General features: G+C 69.5%; 17 protein-coding genes and 1 pseudogene. 7 read left to right on the forward strand and 11 right to left on the reverse strand.

Going from position 1 to position 16,007, the window contains the following annotated elements; translation table 11 throughout:
- The 3 genes and pseudogenes from ON27_RS42835 to ON27_RS44700 all read left to right on the forward strand — a co-directional run.
- Positions 1–176: pseudogene (locus ON27_RS42835) on the forward strand (dihydroxy-acid dehydratase); the annotation flags it as partial.
- 158 nt (positions 177–334) lie between these two features.
- On the forward strand, positions 335–949 hold the full coding sequence (locus ON27_RS11750) for a TetR/AcrR family transcriptional regulator (protein ID WP_043724466.1): 615 nt from the start codon (positions 335–337) through the stop codon (positions 947–949).
- On the forward strand, positions 946–2,385 hold the full coding sequence (locus ON27_RS44700; RefSeq protein ID WP_043724395.1) for a hypothetical protein: 1,440 nt from the start codon (positions 946–948) through the stop codon (positions 2,383–2,385). Before ON27_RS11750 ends, ON27_RS44700 begins: the two co-directional genes overlap by 4 nt.
- 129 nt (positions 2,386–2,514) lie before the next feature.
- On the opposite strand, the gene ON27_RS11760 is transcribed toward ON27_RS44700, so the two are convergent.
- The 4 genes from ON27_RS11760 to ON27_RS11775 all read right to left on the reverse strand — a co-directional run bounded on the left by ON27_RS11760 (position 2,515) and on the right by ON27_RS11775 (position 5,652).
- Positions 2,515–3,246 (reverse strand): alpha/beta fold hydrolase, encoded by a 732-nt coding sequence (locus ON27_RS11760; RefSeq protein ID WP_043724396.1) that lies wholly within the window; start codon positions 3,244–3,246, stop codon positions 2,515–2,517.
- A gap of 36 nt (positions 3,247–3,282) precedes the next feature.
- Positions 3,283–4,248 carry an alpha/beta hydrolase gene (locus tag ON27_RS11765; RefSeq protein WP_043724467.1) on the reverse strand — a complete coding sequence of 322 codons (966 nt, stop codon included), beginning with the start codon at positions 4,246–4,248 and terminating at the stop codon, positions 3,283–3,285.
- A gap of 41 nt (positions 4,249–4,289) precedes the next feature.
- Positions 4,290–4,544, reverse strand: a complete 255-nt coding sequence (locus ON27_RS11770) for an alpha/beta fold hydrolase (protein WP_157227164.1) — start codon at positions 4,542–4,544, stop codon at positions 4,290–4,292.
- 103 nt (positions 4,545–4,647) lie between these two features.
- Positions 4,648–5,652, reverse strand: coding sequence for a GlxA family transcriptional regulator (locus ON27_RS11775; protein WP_043724408.1), 1,005 nt, complete (start codon positions 5,650–5,652; stop codon positions 4,648–4,650).
- A 77-nt stretch (positions 5,653–5,729) separates the two neighbouring features.
- Here ON27_RS11775 and ON27_RS11780 point away from each other — a divergent pair, with 77 nt between their 5' ends.
- Positions 5,730–6,341 (forward strand): TetR/AcrR family transcriptional regulator, encoded by a 612-nt coding sequence (locus ON27_RS11780; RefSeq protein WP_083887517.1) that lies wholly within the window; start codon positions 5,730–5,732, stop codon positions 6,339–6,341.
- A gap of 88 nt (positions 6,342–6,429) precedes the next feature.
- Here the strand turns inward: ON27_RS11780 and ON27_RS11785 are convergent, their stop codons facing one another.
- Positions 6,430–7,302: a helix-turn-helix transcriptional regulator gene (locus ON27_RS11785; protein ID WP_245559916.1), complete on the reverse strand. Its 873-nt coding sequence runs from the start codon at positions 7,300–7,302 to the stop codon at positions 6,430–6,432.
- A 144-nt stretch (positions 7,303–7,446) separates the two neighbouring features.
- On the opposite strand from ON27_RS11785, the gene ON27_RS11790 reads away from it, so the two are divergent.
- On the forward strand, positions 7,447–8,367 hold the full coding sequence (locus ON27_RS11790) for an SDR family NAD(P)-dependent oxidoreductase (RefSeq protein WP_043724477.1): 921 nt from the start codon (positions 7,447–7,449) through the stop codon (positions 8,365–8,367).
- 49 nt (positions 8,368–8,416) lie between these two features.
- On the opposite strand, the gene ON27_RS11795 is transcribed toward ON27_RS11790, so the two are convergent.
- Complete coding sequence (locus ON27_RS11795; protein ID WP_043724411.1) at positions 8,417–8,839, reverse strand: cupredoxin domain-containing protein; 423 nt, start codon at positions 8,837–8,839, stop codon at positions 8,417–8,419.
- Between the two features lie 182 nt (positions 8,840–9,021).
- Complete coding sequence (locus ON27_RS11800; RefSeq protein ID WP_051046456.1) at positions 9,022–9,984, reverse strand: serine/threonine-protein kinase; 963 nt, start codon at positions 9,982–9,984, stop codon at positions 9,022–9,024.
- 49 nt (positions 9,985–10,033) lie between these two features.
- Here ON27_RS11800 and ON27_RS11805 point away from each other — a divergent pair, with 49 nt between their 5' ends.
- Both ON27_RS11805 and ON27_RS11810 read left to right on the forward strand, forming a co-directional pair.
- The gene (locus tag ON27_RS11805) at positions 10,034–10,417 is read left to right on the forward strand and encodes a type VII secretion protein EccB (RefSeq protein ID WP_245559917.1); all 384 of its coding nucleotides are present in this window, start codon (positions 10,034–10,036) and stop codon (positions 10,415–10,417) included.
- A 287-nt stretch (positions 10,418–10,704) separates the two neighbouring features.
- Entirely contained in the window at positions 10,705–12,177 is a 1,473-nt protein-coding gene (locus ON27_RS11810; protein ID WP_043724417.1) for an MDR family MFS transporter, read from the forward strand.
- A 127-nt stretch (positions 12,178–12,304) separates the two neighbouring features.
- On the opposite strand, the gene ON27_RS11815 is transcribed toward ON27_RS11810, so the two are convergent.
- The 4 genes from ON27_RS11815 to ON27_RS11830 all read right to left on the reverse strand — a co-directional run bounded on the left by ON27_RS11815 (position 12,305) and on the right by ON27_RS11830 (position 15,994).
- Complete coding sequence (locus tag ON27_RS11815) at positions 12,305–12,889, reverse strand: hemerythrin domain-containing protein (protein WP_043724419.1); 585 nt, start codon at positions 12,887–12,889, stop codon at positions 12,305–12,307.
- Between the two features lie 162 nt (positions 12,890–13,051).
- The gene (locus ON27_RS11820; protein WP_051046457.1) at positions 13,052–14,371 is read right to left on the reverse strand and encodes a UDP-glucose dehydrogenase family protein; all 1,320 of its coding nucleotides are present in this window, start codon (positions 14,369–14,371) and stop codon (positions 13,052–13,054) included.
- The gene (locus ON27_RS11825) at positions 14,364–15,308 is read right to left on the reverse strand and encodes a glycosyltransferase family 9 protein (protein ID WP_245559918.1); all 945 of its coding nucleotides are present in this window, start codon (positions 15,306–15,308) and stop codon (positions 14,364–14,366) included. The genes ON27_RS11820 and ON27_RS11825 overlap by 8 nt, the downstream gene beginning before the upstream one ends.
- Positions 15,305–15,994 carry an SDR family oxidoreductase gene (locus tag ON27_RS11830; RefSeq protein ID WP_043724424.1) on the reverse strand — a complete coding sequence of 230 codons (690 nt, stop codon included), beginning with the start codon at positions 15,992–15,994 and terminating at the stop codon, positions 15,305–15,307. The genes ON27_RS11825 and ON27_RS11830 overlap by 4 nt, the downstream gene beginning before the upstream one ends.
- Between the last annotated feature and the right edge of the window lie 13 nt (positions 15,995–16,007).

The following is a 16,007-nucleotide window of genomic DNA, read 5'->3' on the forward strand; positions in this document are numbered from 1 at the left end:
TGATCGCATAAGCCTCGACGTCGCCGCGGGCACTCTGAACCTGCTGGTCGACGCCGGCGAGCTCGCCCGCCGCCGTGACGGTTGGAAACCCCCTGCCGCCCCGCTACACCCGCGGCGTCCTGGCCAAGTACACGAAGCTGGTGGGCTCGGCTTCGATCGGGGCCGTCTGCGACTGACGGTCAGGGCCGCTCCGTAGCCACATCCTGCTCGAGGGGATTATCGGTCGCGCCGTCGGAGCGGTCCGCTGAGCCGACGGCCGGCTACATTAAGCTACTAAATCGTAGCTACGGTTGCAAAGCTACGAATTTGTAGCTATGTTCCTCGTGTGAACGCGATGAAACCCTCCGAGAAGGGCCGCCGCACCCAGCTCGAGTTGCGTGCCGACTGTCATGCGGCCGTCATCGCCGAGGCCGCCGAAGCGGGCGTGGGACGGCTGGCGATGGAAGGAGTCGCACGGCGGGCAGGCGTCGCCAAGACCTCGCTCTATCGGCACTGGACGACGGTCGAGGAATTGCTGATCGAAGCGCTGGCCCAGGCGTACCCCGTCGAAGTGCCCTCTCCGGCGGGAGGCAACCTGCGCGGGGACCTGCTGCGCGCCCTGGAGCAGTTGACGGAATGGCTGTCCGGCCCGACCGGCTCGGCCACGGCCGCGATCCTGAGCGAGCGGCAGCGGCGGCCCGAGCTGGTCGAATCGTTGTACCGCAATGTCTTCGACCTGCGCGGCGGCCGGTTCACCCGCACCGTGCTCGATCACTACGCGGGGCTCGGCGAAATCGACGCCGCACTCGTCACGCCGATAGTCAGTGATATCGGCGAGGCATTGGTGATCAAGCATCAGATCGACACCGGGCAGTGGCCCGACGAGCGCGTCCGGACCGCGATTGTCGACGAAGCCCTGCTCCCGGCCCTCGGATTCCCCTCTCCCGGAGCGAAGAGAAAGACGACATGACAAACGCACCCCTGAATTCGGTCCACGTCGATTGGTCCGCGATCACCGGCGTCTCGCGCACCACGCTGACCACGCACTTGTGGACCGCGCCGCCACTGCGCCGAAGCTCGCCGATCCACGACAAAGCCTTCGAAGCGCTCCGCGCGCTCGATGCCGACCTCGTTCGGTTCCTGCCCTGGTACTCCCATCCGCGCATCGCGGTCGCGGAGCTGCACCCGCCCACCGCGAGTGAGACGTTCTGGAACTTCGAGCTGCTCGATCCGCTGGTCGAGGACTTCATGGACGCCACGGGCGGCAGGCCGGTGGTCGCGAACTTCGCGACCATCCCGGCCTGGATGTTCCGCACCGAGGAGCCGGTCGCCGTGGCGGAGGACCCGGACGAGATCCACTGGGACTACGAGCGCGGCACCGAGTTCCGCGACCCCACGTTCACCGAGGTCGCCGACTACTTCTACCGCGTCGCCAGCTGGTACATCGCGGGCGGGTTCACCGACGAACTGGGCCGCCGCCACGAGTCGGGGCACCACTATCGCTTCGCGTATTGGGAAGTGCTGTGCGAACCCGATCTGTGGCACCGGATCACACCGGAGGACTACACCAGGCTGTACGACGCGATCGTCGAACGGCTTCGTCCGCTGGACCCCGACATGAAGTTCGTCGGCTTGTCGCTGAGCCACGTCCACCGGCAGCCCGAGTACTACTGGCAGTTCCTCGATTCGGCCAACCATCGGCCCGGCGTCCCGGTCGACGCGTTCTCCTATCACTTCTACGCCTCGCCCGACATCCACAACCCGTTCGGCCCGGAGGGCAACGCGCCGTACGCGCACTGGCGTGACATCTTCTTCGCGCGGGCCGACGGATTCCTCGAGCAGGCGCGGTTCATCGAGGGCATCCGGAGCAGGCTCGCCCCGGCCGCGAAGACGTTCATCAACGAAGTCGGTACCTATCCGGCTGACGTGATGAATCCGAATCCGGAGATTCCCGAGGAATACTGGGCGCTCAGCGCCGCGGTCCAGTCCTATCTCTGGGCCGAACTCGTCGCGCTCGGCGTCGACCTGGTCGGCATCGCCGAATTCATGGACTACCCGGGCATGATCCCCGGCACGTCGCTGATCGACTGGGAGACCGGCGCCGCGAACTTGCGCTACGAGGCGCTGGCCTTGCTGCTGCGGCACTTCGCCCCCGGCGACGAATTGGCCGCCACCACCACCGCCTTCCCCGACGCTCGGATGCACGTACAAGCGTTCGCCACCGCGTCCGGCGCACGAAAACTGTTGCTGGTCAACAAGTCCGACGCTCCGCTGTCGGTCACCCTCGCGGCCCCCTCCACCCCCGTGGGTCTCGAACAGGTCGGAGCCAACGGTCTGCGAGCCACGCCGACCACCGACCCCGTCCTGGTGCTCGACGGTTTCGCCACGGCCGTCGTCACCTGCTGAGACCGAAGGCGGATCACCGTTGCCTTGGGCGCGGGCGAAGTTTCTCTATCGCGCCCGGTCGCGCGTATCCGGTGCGCTACGAAGCCCCGCGCGGAGGGAAAGCCCGCCGCGCGGGACTGCGAGGCCGTACTACTCGCCCGCGGCTGCCCGGACGATCAGGTCACCGACCACGTCCGGCCTGGAGACCGAGACCGCGTGGGAGGCGGCCACTTCGACGGTGACGGCTCCCGCGCGTTCTGCCATGAACCGCTGCGCTTGCGCCGGGATGTTCTTGTCCGCACTGGTGACCAGCGCGAACGACGGGATGGTCCGCCACGCGGTGGCGGTCGCCGGCTGCTGCAAGGCGTCGAGGGCGACCGGCCGCTGTGTCGCGGCCATCAGCTCGGCGGTGGCGGCGGGAACGTCGGCGGCGAACTGCTGGTGGAATTCCTCCGGCCGGATATAGAGCTCGGTGCCGGTACCGCCGTCGGGCAACGGGTAGGCGGCGGGCCTGGTTGTCGGCCCGAGCGTCGATCCGGGGAACTTGTCGGTCAATTGCAGCGCGCTCTCGCCCTCGTCGGGAATGAATGCGGCGATGTAGACGAGTGCCCGGACCTCGGACTTCCCCTCGGCGGCGACCGTGATCACGCTACCGCCGTAGGAATGGCCGACCAGAACGCACGGCCCTTCGACCGAATCCAGGACCGAGGCCACATACGCGGCGTCGCTATCGAGGCCGCGCAGCGGATTGGCGGCCGCAATCACGGAATGTCCTTGTGCGCGTAGGCGTTCGATGACTCCGTTCCAACTGGACGAGTCGGCGAACGCCCCGTGCACCAGCACGATGGTCGGCGCGGGAGAACTGGTGGAATCGGTGCTCACGAGTGTGATTTCCTTCGTATTCGATCGTCCGGTGCCTCAGGCGGAGTGCAGGGCGGCCCGCAGCGTGGCGACAGCCTGCGCCACCGCGCCTTTGGCCGCCTGCGTGTCGTGCAGCGAGTTCACCATCACGAAGTCGTGCACGATGCCGCCGTAGCGCACCTGGGTGACCGGCACGCCCGCGGCGCGCAATTTGCCCGCGAAAGCCTCGCCCTCGTCCCGCAGCACATCGGCCTCGGCCGTGATGACCAGCGCGGGTGGCAGGCCGGCCAGCTGATCGACGGTCGCCCGCAGGGGCGACGCGGTGATCTGCGCGCGCTCCTGCGCGCTGGTGGTGTACTGATCCCAGAACCACTTCATGCCCTCGCGGGTGAGGAAGTATCCCTCGGCGAACTGCTGGTAGGAACCGGTGTCGAAGTTGGCGTCGGTCACCGGGTAGAACAGCACCTGCTGGACGAAGGAGACGTCGCCGCGCTCCTTGGCCATCAGGGTCAGCGCGATGGCCATGTTGCCGCCGACCGAGTCACCCGCGATGGCGATCCGGGACGAGTCCAGGCCCTTCTGCGCGCCCTCCGCGGTGACCCACTGGGCCACCCGGTAGGACTGCTCGTTGGCGACCGGGTAGCGAACGTCCGGGGACCGGTCGTATTCGGGGAAGACCACCGCGGCGTGCGCGCCCACGGCGAGATCGCGTACCAGGCGGTCGTGGGTGTGCGCGTCGCCGAAAACCCATCCCGCGCCGTGGGTGTAGACGATCACCGGCAGCGTTTCGGTGGCGCCCTGCGGTTTGACGATCCGCACCCGCACCGAACCGGTCGGCCCGCCTTCGACGGTGATCCACTCCTCGTCGATCTCGGGCTTGAAGATCGGCGAGTCCTGCACGCCGTCCACCGCTTTGCGGCCTTCTTCGGGTGGGAGCTGGTAGAGGAACGGCGGTTGCGAGGTCGCGTCGACGAACTCCTGCGCCGCGGGTTCGAGCGAGATGCCCAGCGGGTTTCCTGACATGATCATGCCTCTCTCGTACGGGGGTGGGGAAGTGGTGGGGCTCAGGCCGTTCGAGCGATCGCCTCGGTGATGACGGCCCCGCCGTAGGAATGCCCGGCCAGCAGCACCGGGCCGTCGATCTGTTGTACGAACGACTCGATGTAGGCCGCGTCCGCGGACAGGCTGCGATTGGACACCGGGGGTACGGCGACCCGATGGCCCTGGTCGAGCAGTCGTTCGGTGACGGGCGACCAGCTCGAGGCATCGGCGAAGGCGCCGTGCACAAGAACGATGGTCGGACTTGCCGGGGCGGACATGGTGGTTCCTTTCTCCAGCGTGGAGTGGTGGCGCTGGGGCCGACTCAGTCTCGACCGGAACTCTTGCCCGGCGCCCCTCCCCACGGGCCACAAAAGCCTCCGATCAGGACACGGCCTGCTCCATCGGCAAATCGATCCGGGTCGACCGGAAGCGCTGCTGATACTTGCGTGGGGAGATGCCCAGCCGGGCGACGAAAGCCCGGCGTAACGCCTCGCTGGTGCCGTACCCCGCGGCCATGGCGGCCTCCGTCACGCTGTATCCGGCATGCAGCATGTCCCTGGCCATTCCGAAGCGGATGAACGCGACGTATTCCGCGGGCGAGCGCTCCAGTTCCGCGCGGAACAGCCGGGTCAGGTGCCGCACGCTCACGCGCGCATGGGCGGCCAAGGTCTGGACCGTGTGCGGATACGCCGGATCCGCGCAGATCAGGTCCACCACGCCGCGGACCAGCGGGCTGCGCGGCACGGGTCCGCTCAGCGACGCGGAGAACTGGGATTGGCCGCCCGCGCGCTGCATGTAGACCACCAGCGACTGCGCCACCCGCCGCGCCACGTCCGCGCCGTGATCCTCCTCGACCAGCGCCAGCGCGAGATCGACGCCCGCCGCGACCCCGGCCGAGCTGTACAGATTGCCTTCCCGCACGAAGATCGCGTCCGGGTCCACCTCGACCGAGGGGTACTGCCGCGCAAGCTCGGCCGCGAATTTCCAGTGGGTGGTCGCGCGTTTGCCGTCGAACAGTCCCAACTCGGCCAGGACGAACGCGCCGCTGCAAATGGACGCCAGCCGCCGGGTATTGCAGGACAGTCGGCGGGCGGCCGCCAACAGCTCGGGAGTGACGAATTTCCACGGTGGGAGTTCGCTACCCGGGATCACGACCGTGTCGAAACGGCCCGCGTCGGCGGCCGCGCAACCGACCTCGACTCGCGCGCCGATCGAGGTCTGCGCGTCTTTGCCGTCGGCCGAGACGATGACCACCTCGTATCCCGCCAGCGACTGGTTCGCCTCGACGAACACCTCCGCGGGCCCGACGAAATCGAGCATTTTGACGCCGTCGAACACCAGGACGCCCACCCGCCTGCGAGGCCGGGCCGCGGAATTGGAAGACATGGCCACATTATTGTGGAGGCACGCCTCCAGAACAAGTGGTGTGGGATACCTCGCACGTAGATTGGTACGGTGAGCGCATGGGACGGCCGCGCCAGTTCGATGAATCGAACCTGCTCGACGCCGCGACCGAGCTGTTCTGGTCGAAGGGGTTCGACAGCACTTCGGTGGAAGACGTCTCGCTCGCCACCGGCATCGGGAACGGGAGTATCTACGCCGCGTACGGCAGCAAGCGGGGCCTCTTCCTCGCGGCGTTCGAACGCTATTGCGAGGGCCGCGCGCGCCTGGTTCGCGAGGCCGTCGGCGCGACGGGCGGCTCGGCGCGGTCCGCGGTGCGCGCGCTCTATCAGGCGATCATCGAAGACTGTGCCGCGCATCCGGATCGGCGCGGCTGCCTGATGATCAACAGCATCGCCCATCTCGGCACCCGGATCCCCGAAGTCGCCGCCATCGGGGCCCGGACGACCACGGCGATGGAGCAGGGCGTCGCCGACCGGCTGCGGCCCGCGATGCGCGATGCCGGAGACGACGACGAAGCCGCGCTGTCCGCCCTCAGCGCGACGGTCGTGGTGGTGGCCCAGGGGCTGATCCAATTGAGCCGCTTGGGAACTCCCGCGCAGCGGTTGCACGAAATCGCCGACGTGTCGAGCGCGGCCTTGCCGCAGGCATGGGCCGATCAGCTCGTGCACTGACCCGGGTCGTGGGATCGGCCGACTGCCCGGCTCGGCTCCGTGTGCCGAGACCTGCTGCGGTGCAACGCATTCGGTGACGCGCAGCAGTTCAAGGAAGCGTGCTGACCGTGCGCCCATCCGTGACCCGCAGAAGGTCCAGCTTCCCCGCATCGCTGCTCGCGCCCGCCGCGGTATAGGTGACCATGCGCAGATCCGCGCCGGGAACGACGAGCACGTCGCAGTCGAGGGTGATCTCGCCGACCTCCGGATGCCGGATCGTCTTCCGGTCGCTGGTGTGCTGGGACGCCGTCGCCGTCGCCCACAGGCGGGCGAAGACGGCGGAGGTGGTGCGAAGCTCCCGGACGAGGCGATCGAGCCGGTCGTCGGCGGGATAGCGCGCTGCCGCGTCCTTCAGATCGGCGACGATGGACGCCGCGAAGGCGTCCTCCGCTCGCTCGGACCGGAACGGGCGTACCGCGGCGCGAGCCGGGCCGGTGCCGAAGACGGCATGCGCGAGATTCCGCTCGCCGGCCGGGACCAGCGCGGGGTCACCGTGCAGGGCGCTCCACATGCCGTTCCACCACACCAGCGTCCAGTCGGCGGTGAAGACTCCGATCGGGACGTCCCCTAGTCGCGAGACGAGCCGTTGGATACCAGGGGGCACATGTGTGCCGATCGTCCCGTCCCGGGGCGGCAGGAGCCCGGCGCCGCGATACAGCTCGTCGCGCTCGGCGCGGGACAGCTGAAGGACGCGGGCGAGGGCGCCCACCACCTGAGCCGAAGGGTTGCGCGCGCGTCCTTGCTCCAAGCGGAGTATGTAGTCGACCGAGAGCCCGGCCAGTTGCGCGAGTTCCTCCCGCCGCAGGCCCGGGGCGCGGCGGCCCGCGGTCACGACCAAGCCCGCGTCCGCGGGCGACAGACGATCGCGCCAGCCGCGCAGGAGCGCGCCGAACTCGGAGCCGGAGGTTGCTGCCACAGCCACCCGTTCATTCTCGCCGCTGCGGGCCGGACCAGCCTGGGTACTGCCGGTCCTAGTGACCGCCGCGGCACTGGTTGCGCCGGGCGCGCGCGACGAAAGTCGAGACTGCCCGACCGGGCGTGCCACATACGAGTGCAGGAGGACGCCATGCCGTCGACCATTGTGATGACCGGGGCGAGTCGCGGGATCGGCCGGGTGGCGGCGGAGCACATCGTTCGCGAGGCGGGCAAGGCGCATCTCGTGGTCGCCGCTCGCGGGGCCACCGGGGCACGGCTGGCGGCGGAGCTGGGCGGGAATGGGCGCCGGGTCTCGCACGTCGCGGTGGACCTGGGCGCGCTGGACAGCGTGCGATCGGCCGCGGACGAGATCCGCACCCGGCTCGACAGCGGCGACCTGCCCCCGCTGCACGGTTTCGTCGGCAACGCGGGAACGCAGTACACGAACGCGCTCACCGCGGGGCCCGACGGGTTGGAGTCCACCTTCGCCGTCAACGTGCTCGCCAACCATCTGTTTCTCCGCCTGCTCGAGGATCGTTTCCGCGCCCCGGCCCGGATCGTGATCACCGTGAGCGACACCCATTTCGGCGACTTCCGGCACAACTTGGGGATGGTGCCCGGCCCGGTCTGGCAGTCCCCGGACGTGCTCGCCCGCCCCGGCGCGTTCCCGAAGCCGGCCGGCACCGCCGCCGGACGCACCGCGTACTCGACGAGCAAGCTCGCCGCCATCTACCTCGTGCACGAGTACGCCCGTCGCCTGCCCGCCGGGATAGACGCGATCGGCTTCAACCCCGGGTTCGTCCCCGGCACCGACCTCGCCCGCGACGCGGGGCCGGTCTCCCGCTTCGCGATGCGCCGCATCCTGCCGTTGCTGGCCGGCACGCCGTTCGCGACCAGCCGCGCCGCGGCGGGGCGATATCTCGCGGACGTCGTCCTCGGCGTCACCGCGGCCCCCACCGGCTCCTACGTCGATCGTGGCCGCGTCACCCGGTCCTCGGAGGAGTCCTACGACCGGCGGCGCGAAGCCGAACTCTGGGCAACGGCGGAACGCTTGATCGCGACTTACGCCTGAGCACGGCGCCCCACACGTGCGGACCTCCGGATATCGGCCCCGCGACCGCTCAGAGGTAGGGGAAGCAATCGATGTCGCGGTGGGTGAAGCACGGTTGCTCGACCGGTCGCAACCAGCGGGCGGGGACCCGCATGGGTTCCACCTCGGGCAGGCGCACCGGCCGGTCCTCGCCGTCGAACAAGGTCCCGCGCACCCGGAACACGCCCACCGGCAGGCCCAGCTCGCCGGCTTGCTCCGCGGTCAGCACCACCGCGATGCGAGAGTTCGCGGTGATCCGCAGGCCTTCCACAATGGTCGGATCACTGGTGTCGTCGACCTCGGTGACGGTGAGCCGGAACCGGCCGCCCCGCAGCCACGACCAAGCCCAGGTTAGCGAACCCGGCTGGTCGCGGTCGGGGTACCGACCGCGCGGCAGACGCTGCGGGACCAGCACCATATAGGTGCACCCGACTTCGATATCGCGGGTCCGCATCTTTTCAGGGTGACTGCCGCACCGGCTCCCTGCAAGCGAACCAGCAAATCAAGCGCCCTGGTCGCGCAGCGAGTACGGGGCAACGGGCTTGCCGCCGCATCTTGCGCAGCGGCGGCGCGGGTCCACACACTCCGTCGCTGCTGCCCGCCCCCGGCCCACGCGGCCGGGCGGATGGCCGATCCTCAGCGTTCGACGCGCGAGCCGGACCCCTTGCCTGCGATCCGGCTCAAGGCGGCATGCGCAAGTGGCGCTCGGGCGAACGTCGCTTTCATGCGATTCAGTACGGGGGCGATCGGGCGGGGGTCGATGTCCTGAAGCGCCTCGGTGAGCAGGCGAATGGGTTCGGCGCAGGAGTCGTAGCGGGCGCCGGGCTCCTTTTCGAGGGACCGGTGCAGGATCGCGTCCACCTCCGGCGGTATCCAGCGCCTGCGTCCGGCGATCTTCGGCGGCGGGTCGTGCAACTGGGCCTGCGCGGTGGCCATGAGGTTGTCCCGGGCGAACGGCGTGTGCCCGGTGAGCAGTTCGACAGCCGAGCAGGCCAGCGCGTATTGGTCGGTCGCGGGGGACACCGTGCCCGCCCGGAGCAGTTCCGGCGCGGCGTAGGGCACCGAGACCACCACGAAACCGTCGGTCGCCAAAGGGGGCTCGGGCCGGTGCAGCCATCGGGCCGAGTCGAAGTCCGAGATCTTCACCGTCGTGGGCTCGTCCGTGCCGACGAGGACGTTCGCCGGTTTCACGTCGAGATGGACCACGCCGTTGGCGTGCGCGAAATCCAATCCCGCTGCGACATGGGTCAAGACGTGCGACACCAGTCGCAGAGTCGGCGGTTTGTGCGCGGAACGCACCAAAGTCGAGCCGGTCGCACCCGCCACGTACTCGTGTGCCGACCACAGCCTGCCGTCGCTTTCCCCATGCCGGTACATCCGCACGATGTCGGGGTGCCGCAGCGCCGACAAGATGTCGAACTCGTGCACGAACCTGGCTCTGGCCTCGGGTGACCGACTGTCCTGCGGCCCCAGGATCTTCAGTGACACCGGCCGCGACGTCTCCGGGTCCTCGGCCAGATACACCTCGCTGCTGCCGCCGTGACCCAGCCGGGCGCGCAGGACGAATCCAGCGAACTGGTCACCTGGTTCGAGCGGCACCGCCTCACCATAATGCGCCGCCCTCGGCCGCACGCCGGAGTTCGCCCACGTGTGCCCGAGGGCACTGGTGCACCCGGGTCACCCGGCTCTTCCGGCCGCGCGGGCGCTGTCGTTCCGCGTCGCGACCGCCGGGCCGGGCGGCAACTTTATGGTTGGCTCGGGCTCGGCAAGGATTCCGGCCACCGGTATCGAGCCCGACAGCCAGCGCAAGGACAGCCTGTTCTACATCGCGGACACCGGTGTCCGGTACGGCATCGAGGACGCCGACGCCCAGAAGGCGCTCGGCATGGACGCCGAACACGCGACGCCCGAACCCGCGCCGTGGCCGATCGTCGGACTGCTGCCCGGCGGCCCCGCCCTCGGCCGTCAGGAGACGATGGTGGCCCACGACGGCGTGGCTCCCGACGCCAACCCGGCTCGACAACTGGTGTAGTCGAAATAGCCGCCGCGGCGACGCTGTGCACCCGGGGTGACCAGGCTCACGATTAACGGTCGGCGACCTGTGAGTACCGGTTCTGACCAGTGGTTTGCTACCACACCGTGTGGTCGGCCGGTGGGAAAATCGAGTGATTCGTGTCGGTGCCGACCGGAATACTGGCCCGCGCCCGATGAGTTCGAGGAGTTGACGGCGTCTCTACCACTGTGGCGCCGGGACGCGAATCGATCACTGGGCAACGGGCCACATGTTCCTGTCGACCACCCACACTCCGGAGGTAACCGATGTCCGCCGAACCATCCGCTCCCGCCTCGGGAGGGCGGACACCGACCGTCATCCGGGTGCTGGTCCTCGCGACCTTCGTGGTGATCTTGAACGAGACCATCATGATCAACGCCATCCCGCGGCTGATGGAGGATCTGTCCATCACCGACCGTGCGGCGCAATGGGTGTCGACGGCGTTCATGCTGACGATGGCGGCGGTCATCCCGACCACCGGCTGGTTCCTGCAGCGCGTCTCGACCCGGACGGCGTACACGGCGGCGATGGGAGTGTTCCTGGCCGGTACCGCGCTGTCCGCGGTCGCGCCCTCCTTCGCGGTGCTGCTGGTCGGACGGATCATCCAGGCCGGCGGCACGGCGGTGATGATGCCGCTGCTGATGACCACGCTGATGACGGTGGTGCCCGAGCGCGACCGCGGCAGGGTGATGGGCAATGTCACCTTGGCCATTTCGGTGGCGCCCGCGATGGGTCCGGTGATCTCCGGCGCGGTGCTGCAGATCGCCTCGTGGCGTTGGCTTTTCGTGCTGGTCCTGCCGATCGCGGGCGTGATCACCTGGCTGGGCCTGCGTCAGCTGGAGAACGTCGGTGAACCGCAGTCCGGACAGATCGACGTGACCAGTGTGGCGCTGGCGGCGCTCGGATTCGGTGGCCTGGTCTTCGGGCTCAGCCGGTTCGAGAGCGGCCACCTCGCGGGCCCGGCGCTGATCGTGGGCGTGGGCGCGGCGCTGATCGCCGCCTTCGCGTTGCGCCAGCTGAGCCTGCAGCGCACCGGCACTCCGCTGCTGGATCTGCGGGTCCTGCTGTCGGGCACCTACACCAAGGCGCTGATCCTGATGTCGGTGGCGTTCATGGCGATGCTCGGCTCGATGATCCTGCTGCCGCTGTACCTGCAGAACCTGCGCGGCCTGAGCCCCTTGGCCACCGGCTTGCTGGTGATGCCCGGCGGCTTGGCGATGGGCCTGCTCGGCCCGACCGTGGGGCGGCTGTTCGACCGGTTCGGTGGTCGCTGGCTGGTGATCCCGGGTTCGGTGGGGATCGCGGCGTCGCTGGCCGGGTTCACCCAGATCTCGATGACCATGCCGTACTGGCAGCTGCTGGCGCTGCACATCCTGCTGATGGTGTCGCTGGCCGCGGCCTTCACGCCGGTCTTCACCCTCGGCCTCGGCGCGCTGCCGCACCAGCTGTACTCGCACGGCAGCTCAATGCTGGGCACCCTGCAGCAAGTGGCGGCCGCGTTCGGCACCGCCCTGGTCGTGACGGTGATGTCGGCGCGCGCCACCACGCTTTCCGCCGAGGGCGCCGACATCGTCACCGCCACCCTCGACGGCATGCGCCTGGCGTTCCTCGTCTCGGCGGTTCTGGCGCTGATCGTGATCGTCATGGCAGTGCTGCTGCCGAGCCGGGCCGCCGCCCCGGAAGCGCCGGAAGCAGCCGACGAGCCCGAGACCACCGCCCCCGAACTGATCAAGGGCTAACGAGGTTCGGCGGCACGAAGCTGCTGCCACCCGGACCGATTCCGCGGTTCGTGTGAAGTTTCCGAGCGACGGCGCGGCCTGGCCGCGCCGTCGCTTCGTAGTGGGACCGCCGTCGGCGACCGCGCCGTCAGCCTTTCGGCGAGGTCGGCGGATAGTGGGAGCGCCTGCCGGTGATCAGGTCGCGGACCTTGTCCACGACCGCGGCCACCAAGCCCACCGTTTTCAACGCGCCGGGGATCGGCGGCGTGCTGGGATGCGGTCTGGTCGGGGCCATGGCCTTGGCCTTGGCCATCTTCTCGCCCAGTTCGTTCGACTTCTCGGGTGGTATCGCGTCCGCGAAGCGCGGCCACACCTGGGACTGCTCGAACTCGATGTGCGCGCGAGCCGCCGGAATGAACTGGGTCAGCGCCTGCTCGAAGACCTCGCTGCCCGGCTCGGAATTCTTCAACCGCTGCAGCAATCGCTTCGCTTCGCTCTCCTGGATGATCGCCTGCTCGGCGAGGTCGTTGCCGTCCGGCACGGTCCGCCGGACCTCGGGCCAGAAGAATTGCTCCTCGATAGCCTCGTGCTGCGATTCCGCGATCACGAGCGTGGTCACCATGTTGCCGCGGGCGCGCACTTCCGCCTCGCCGCTGCCTCGCCCGCGCTCGAGGGACTCGAGCATCCCGAGCACGCTTTCGTGATCAGTGCGTAAGAAAGTCAATGCGTCCATAGCGCTCCTCCTTCTGGAAGTCCCCGAGCCGAAGTGCTCCCTTCGCGCAAAAGTCGATCGGCCAACGCACTACCACCCACTCGGCAGCACAACCACAGATCTCGGCTGCCGCGACCACACGCCATCGGTCGCCACCCCGGACGTTACGGCGTGAGCCGCCGATCACGACCGCACGTGCCGCGCGGCGGCGCCGGTGCTCAGCAACGTGAAGCCGGTGCCGCTCAGCAGGCGCTCGTCGAGCAGGTTCCGGGTGTCCACGATCACGGCCCGCTCGACGTCGGCCGCGATCCGCGCCCAGTCGAGGGAACGGAACTCGGGCCACTCGGTGAGGATCGCGATCGCGTCGGCTTCTTTCGCCACCAGATACGGGTCGTCCACCACTCGAATGCCATCGAGGCCGGGAGCGCCCGACTCCGGGACGCACGGATCGTAGGCGGTGACCGTGGCGTCGTGCCGGGAAAGTTGCCGCGCGACCGCGACGGCGGGGGACTCCCGCAGGTCCCCCGTCCCGGCCTTGAACGCGAGACCGAGCACGCCGATCCGCGTTCCCGTCAGGGAGCCGTCGACCGCACCGGTGGCCGCGCGGCGGATCTTGCGCAGCACCATCGCGTGCTGCTGATCGTTGGCGCGCAGTGCGGCGCGGAGCACGGCGAAGTCGACCCCCGCCGCCTCCGCGGCCCGCAAGAGCGCGCGCGTGTCCTTGGGCAGACACGAGCCGCCCCAGCCGGGGCCGGGCGCGAGAAAGGCCGGACCGATCCGATCGTCCATTCCCATCGCGTCGGTCACCTTGGTGATGTCGGCGCCGAGCCGTTCGCACAGGTGCGCCAAGGTGTTCACGAACGAGAGTTTCACCGCGAGGAAGGCGTTGCTGGCGTACTTGGCGAGTTCCGCGCTGGCCGAGTCCGACCGCAGCACCGGCGCGCCCGTTCCGGCGTACAGCGCCGCGACACGGTCGGCCGGCTCCCGATCCTGCTCGGCCGCGCCGACGACGACGCGGTCGGGCCGCAGGAAGTCGTCCACCGCGTGGCCCTCCCGGAGGAATTCCGGATTGCTGACGACCGCGCCGCCGGCGAGACCGAACAGGCCGGGGATGCGCGCCGCGGTCCCCACCGGAACGGTGGACTTGGTGACGAGCACGCAGTCCGGCGGCAGGATGGTGGACAGGCTGTGCAGCGCGTCCTCGAGCACACCCAGATCTGCCGTCCCACCCGCGCCCATGGGTGTCGGAAGGCACAGCAGCACCACTTCGCACTCGTGCAGGGCCTTCGGGTCCGATGTGAAGACGAGCCGGTTCTCCGAAAGCCCCTCCCGGACCAGTTCCGGCAAGCCGGGTTCGACGATCGGGACGGTACCCGCGCGAAGGGCCTCGATCTTGGACTCGTCGTTGTCGACACAGATCACGTGGTGTCCCAGGTGGGCGAAACACGCGGCGCTGGTGAGCCCCACATAACCGGCGCCGACAACACCGACGCGACTACCCATGGCGCACCTTCTCCCCGAGCAACCCGGCCGCGGCCGTGAGCACCTGCTCGGGTCGCACCATGAGCAGGCCGGGGTCCGGATAGTCGGCATGCGGATCGCCGACGGCCCCGGCCCACAGCGCTACGTGGTGTCGCGCGGCGGCGGGCGGCCCCCATCGGTGCGGCGGCGTGGGGCCGAACAGCAGCACGGACGGTGTGCCGAAGGCGGTGGCGAGATGCCCGACGCCGGTGTCGCCGCACACGACCAGTGCCGCGGCGGCCACCAGCGCGGCGAGTTCGGCCAGGTCGGTGCGTCCCGCGTACACCGAGGAAGGCGGCAGGCCCGCCTTCTCGGCGACCGCCCGAGCCAACGCGATCTCGCCGCCCGTACCGGTGATCACCACTCGATGGCCGTCGGCGTCGAATTCCCGTGCCACGCGGGCGAAGCGTTCCGAGGGCCAGCGGCGTGCGGGATGAGCCGCGCCGGGATGGATCACCACCACGCCCGATTCGGGGGCGGGCCGTGGTGGCTCGGGGAGCAGCAAGTCGGCCGGATCGGCGGCGATCCCTCCGTGCTCGAGCAGCCTGCACCAGCGATCCACCTCGTGCAGGTCGTCGCGCCAGTCGAGGCCGGGCAGTTCGGGGAAATCCGGATGGCGATGGGTCAGCAGTGCCCGCGGACGCTGCGCGAGCAGATCACGGATGCTCTCCGGCCCACTGCCGTGCAAGTTGACCGCCCATCTCGGCGGTGCGCCCTGCCATCGCAGCGCACCCAATCCCGGCGTCGGCAGCAGTTCGTCGACCGCGTCGATGAGGCCGACCAGGTCGTGCAGCGCGTCCGGCGCGGCGAGCACCACGCGGGCGTCCGGGTGGGCGCCGCGCAGCCCGCGCAACGCGGGCACGATGGTGAGCAGGTCACCGAGCCCGAGTGCGCGCAGCACGAGGATCGAGCCGGTCAAGGCCACGATCCCTCTTCCGACGCGCACACGACCATTTCCCGGACCTCGCAGCCCGGCGGCTGGCGCAGCGCGAAGACCACCGCGTTGGCGACGTCCTCGGGTTGGTTGAGCTTCGCGTCGGGCGGCGGCTTGTACTGCTCGTCGCGGTCGTCGAAGAACGCGGTGTGCATGCCGCCCGGGATCAGCAGCGTCACCCCGACGCTGCCCGCGGTCTCGGCGGCGAGCGCCCGGGTGAATCCGACGACGCCGAATTTCGAGGCGCAGTAGGCGGTCGCGTCGCCGACCGCCTTGATGCCCAGCGTGGAAGCACAGGTCACCACCGTGCCCTTGCTCTTTCGCAGGGCGGGAAGGGCAGCACGCACCACGGCGGCCGTGCCGAAGAGGTTGACCCGGACCACCTGCTCCCACTTCGCGGTGGGCACCTTGTCCAGCGGGCCGCAGGCGTCGGTTCCCGCGGCGGTGAACACGCCGTCGACGCGTCCGCCCGCGCGCTCGACGAGTTCGCGCACGGCTCGTTCGGCGGCGGCGCTGTCGGCGAGGTCGGCGGCGACGAAGTCGACGGGTGTATCGGGCTCCACCCGGTCGATCACGAAGGGACGGCCGCCGTGCTCGCGGACCGCGGCGGTCACCGCCGCGCCGAGCCCGGAAGCGCCACCGGTGATCAAGATATTGCCGAGGGTTCGCATCGCGCTCCTTCGT

Source organism: Nocardia asiatica NBRC 100129 (assembly GCF_000308415.1).
Lineage (GTDB): Bacteria > Actinomycetota > Actinomycetes > Mycobacteriales > Mycobacteriaceae > Nocardia > Nocardia asiatica.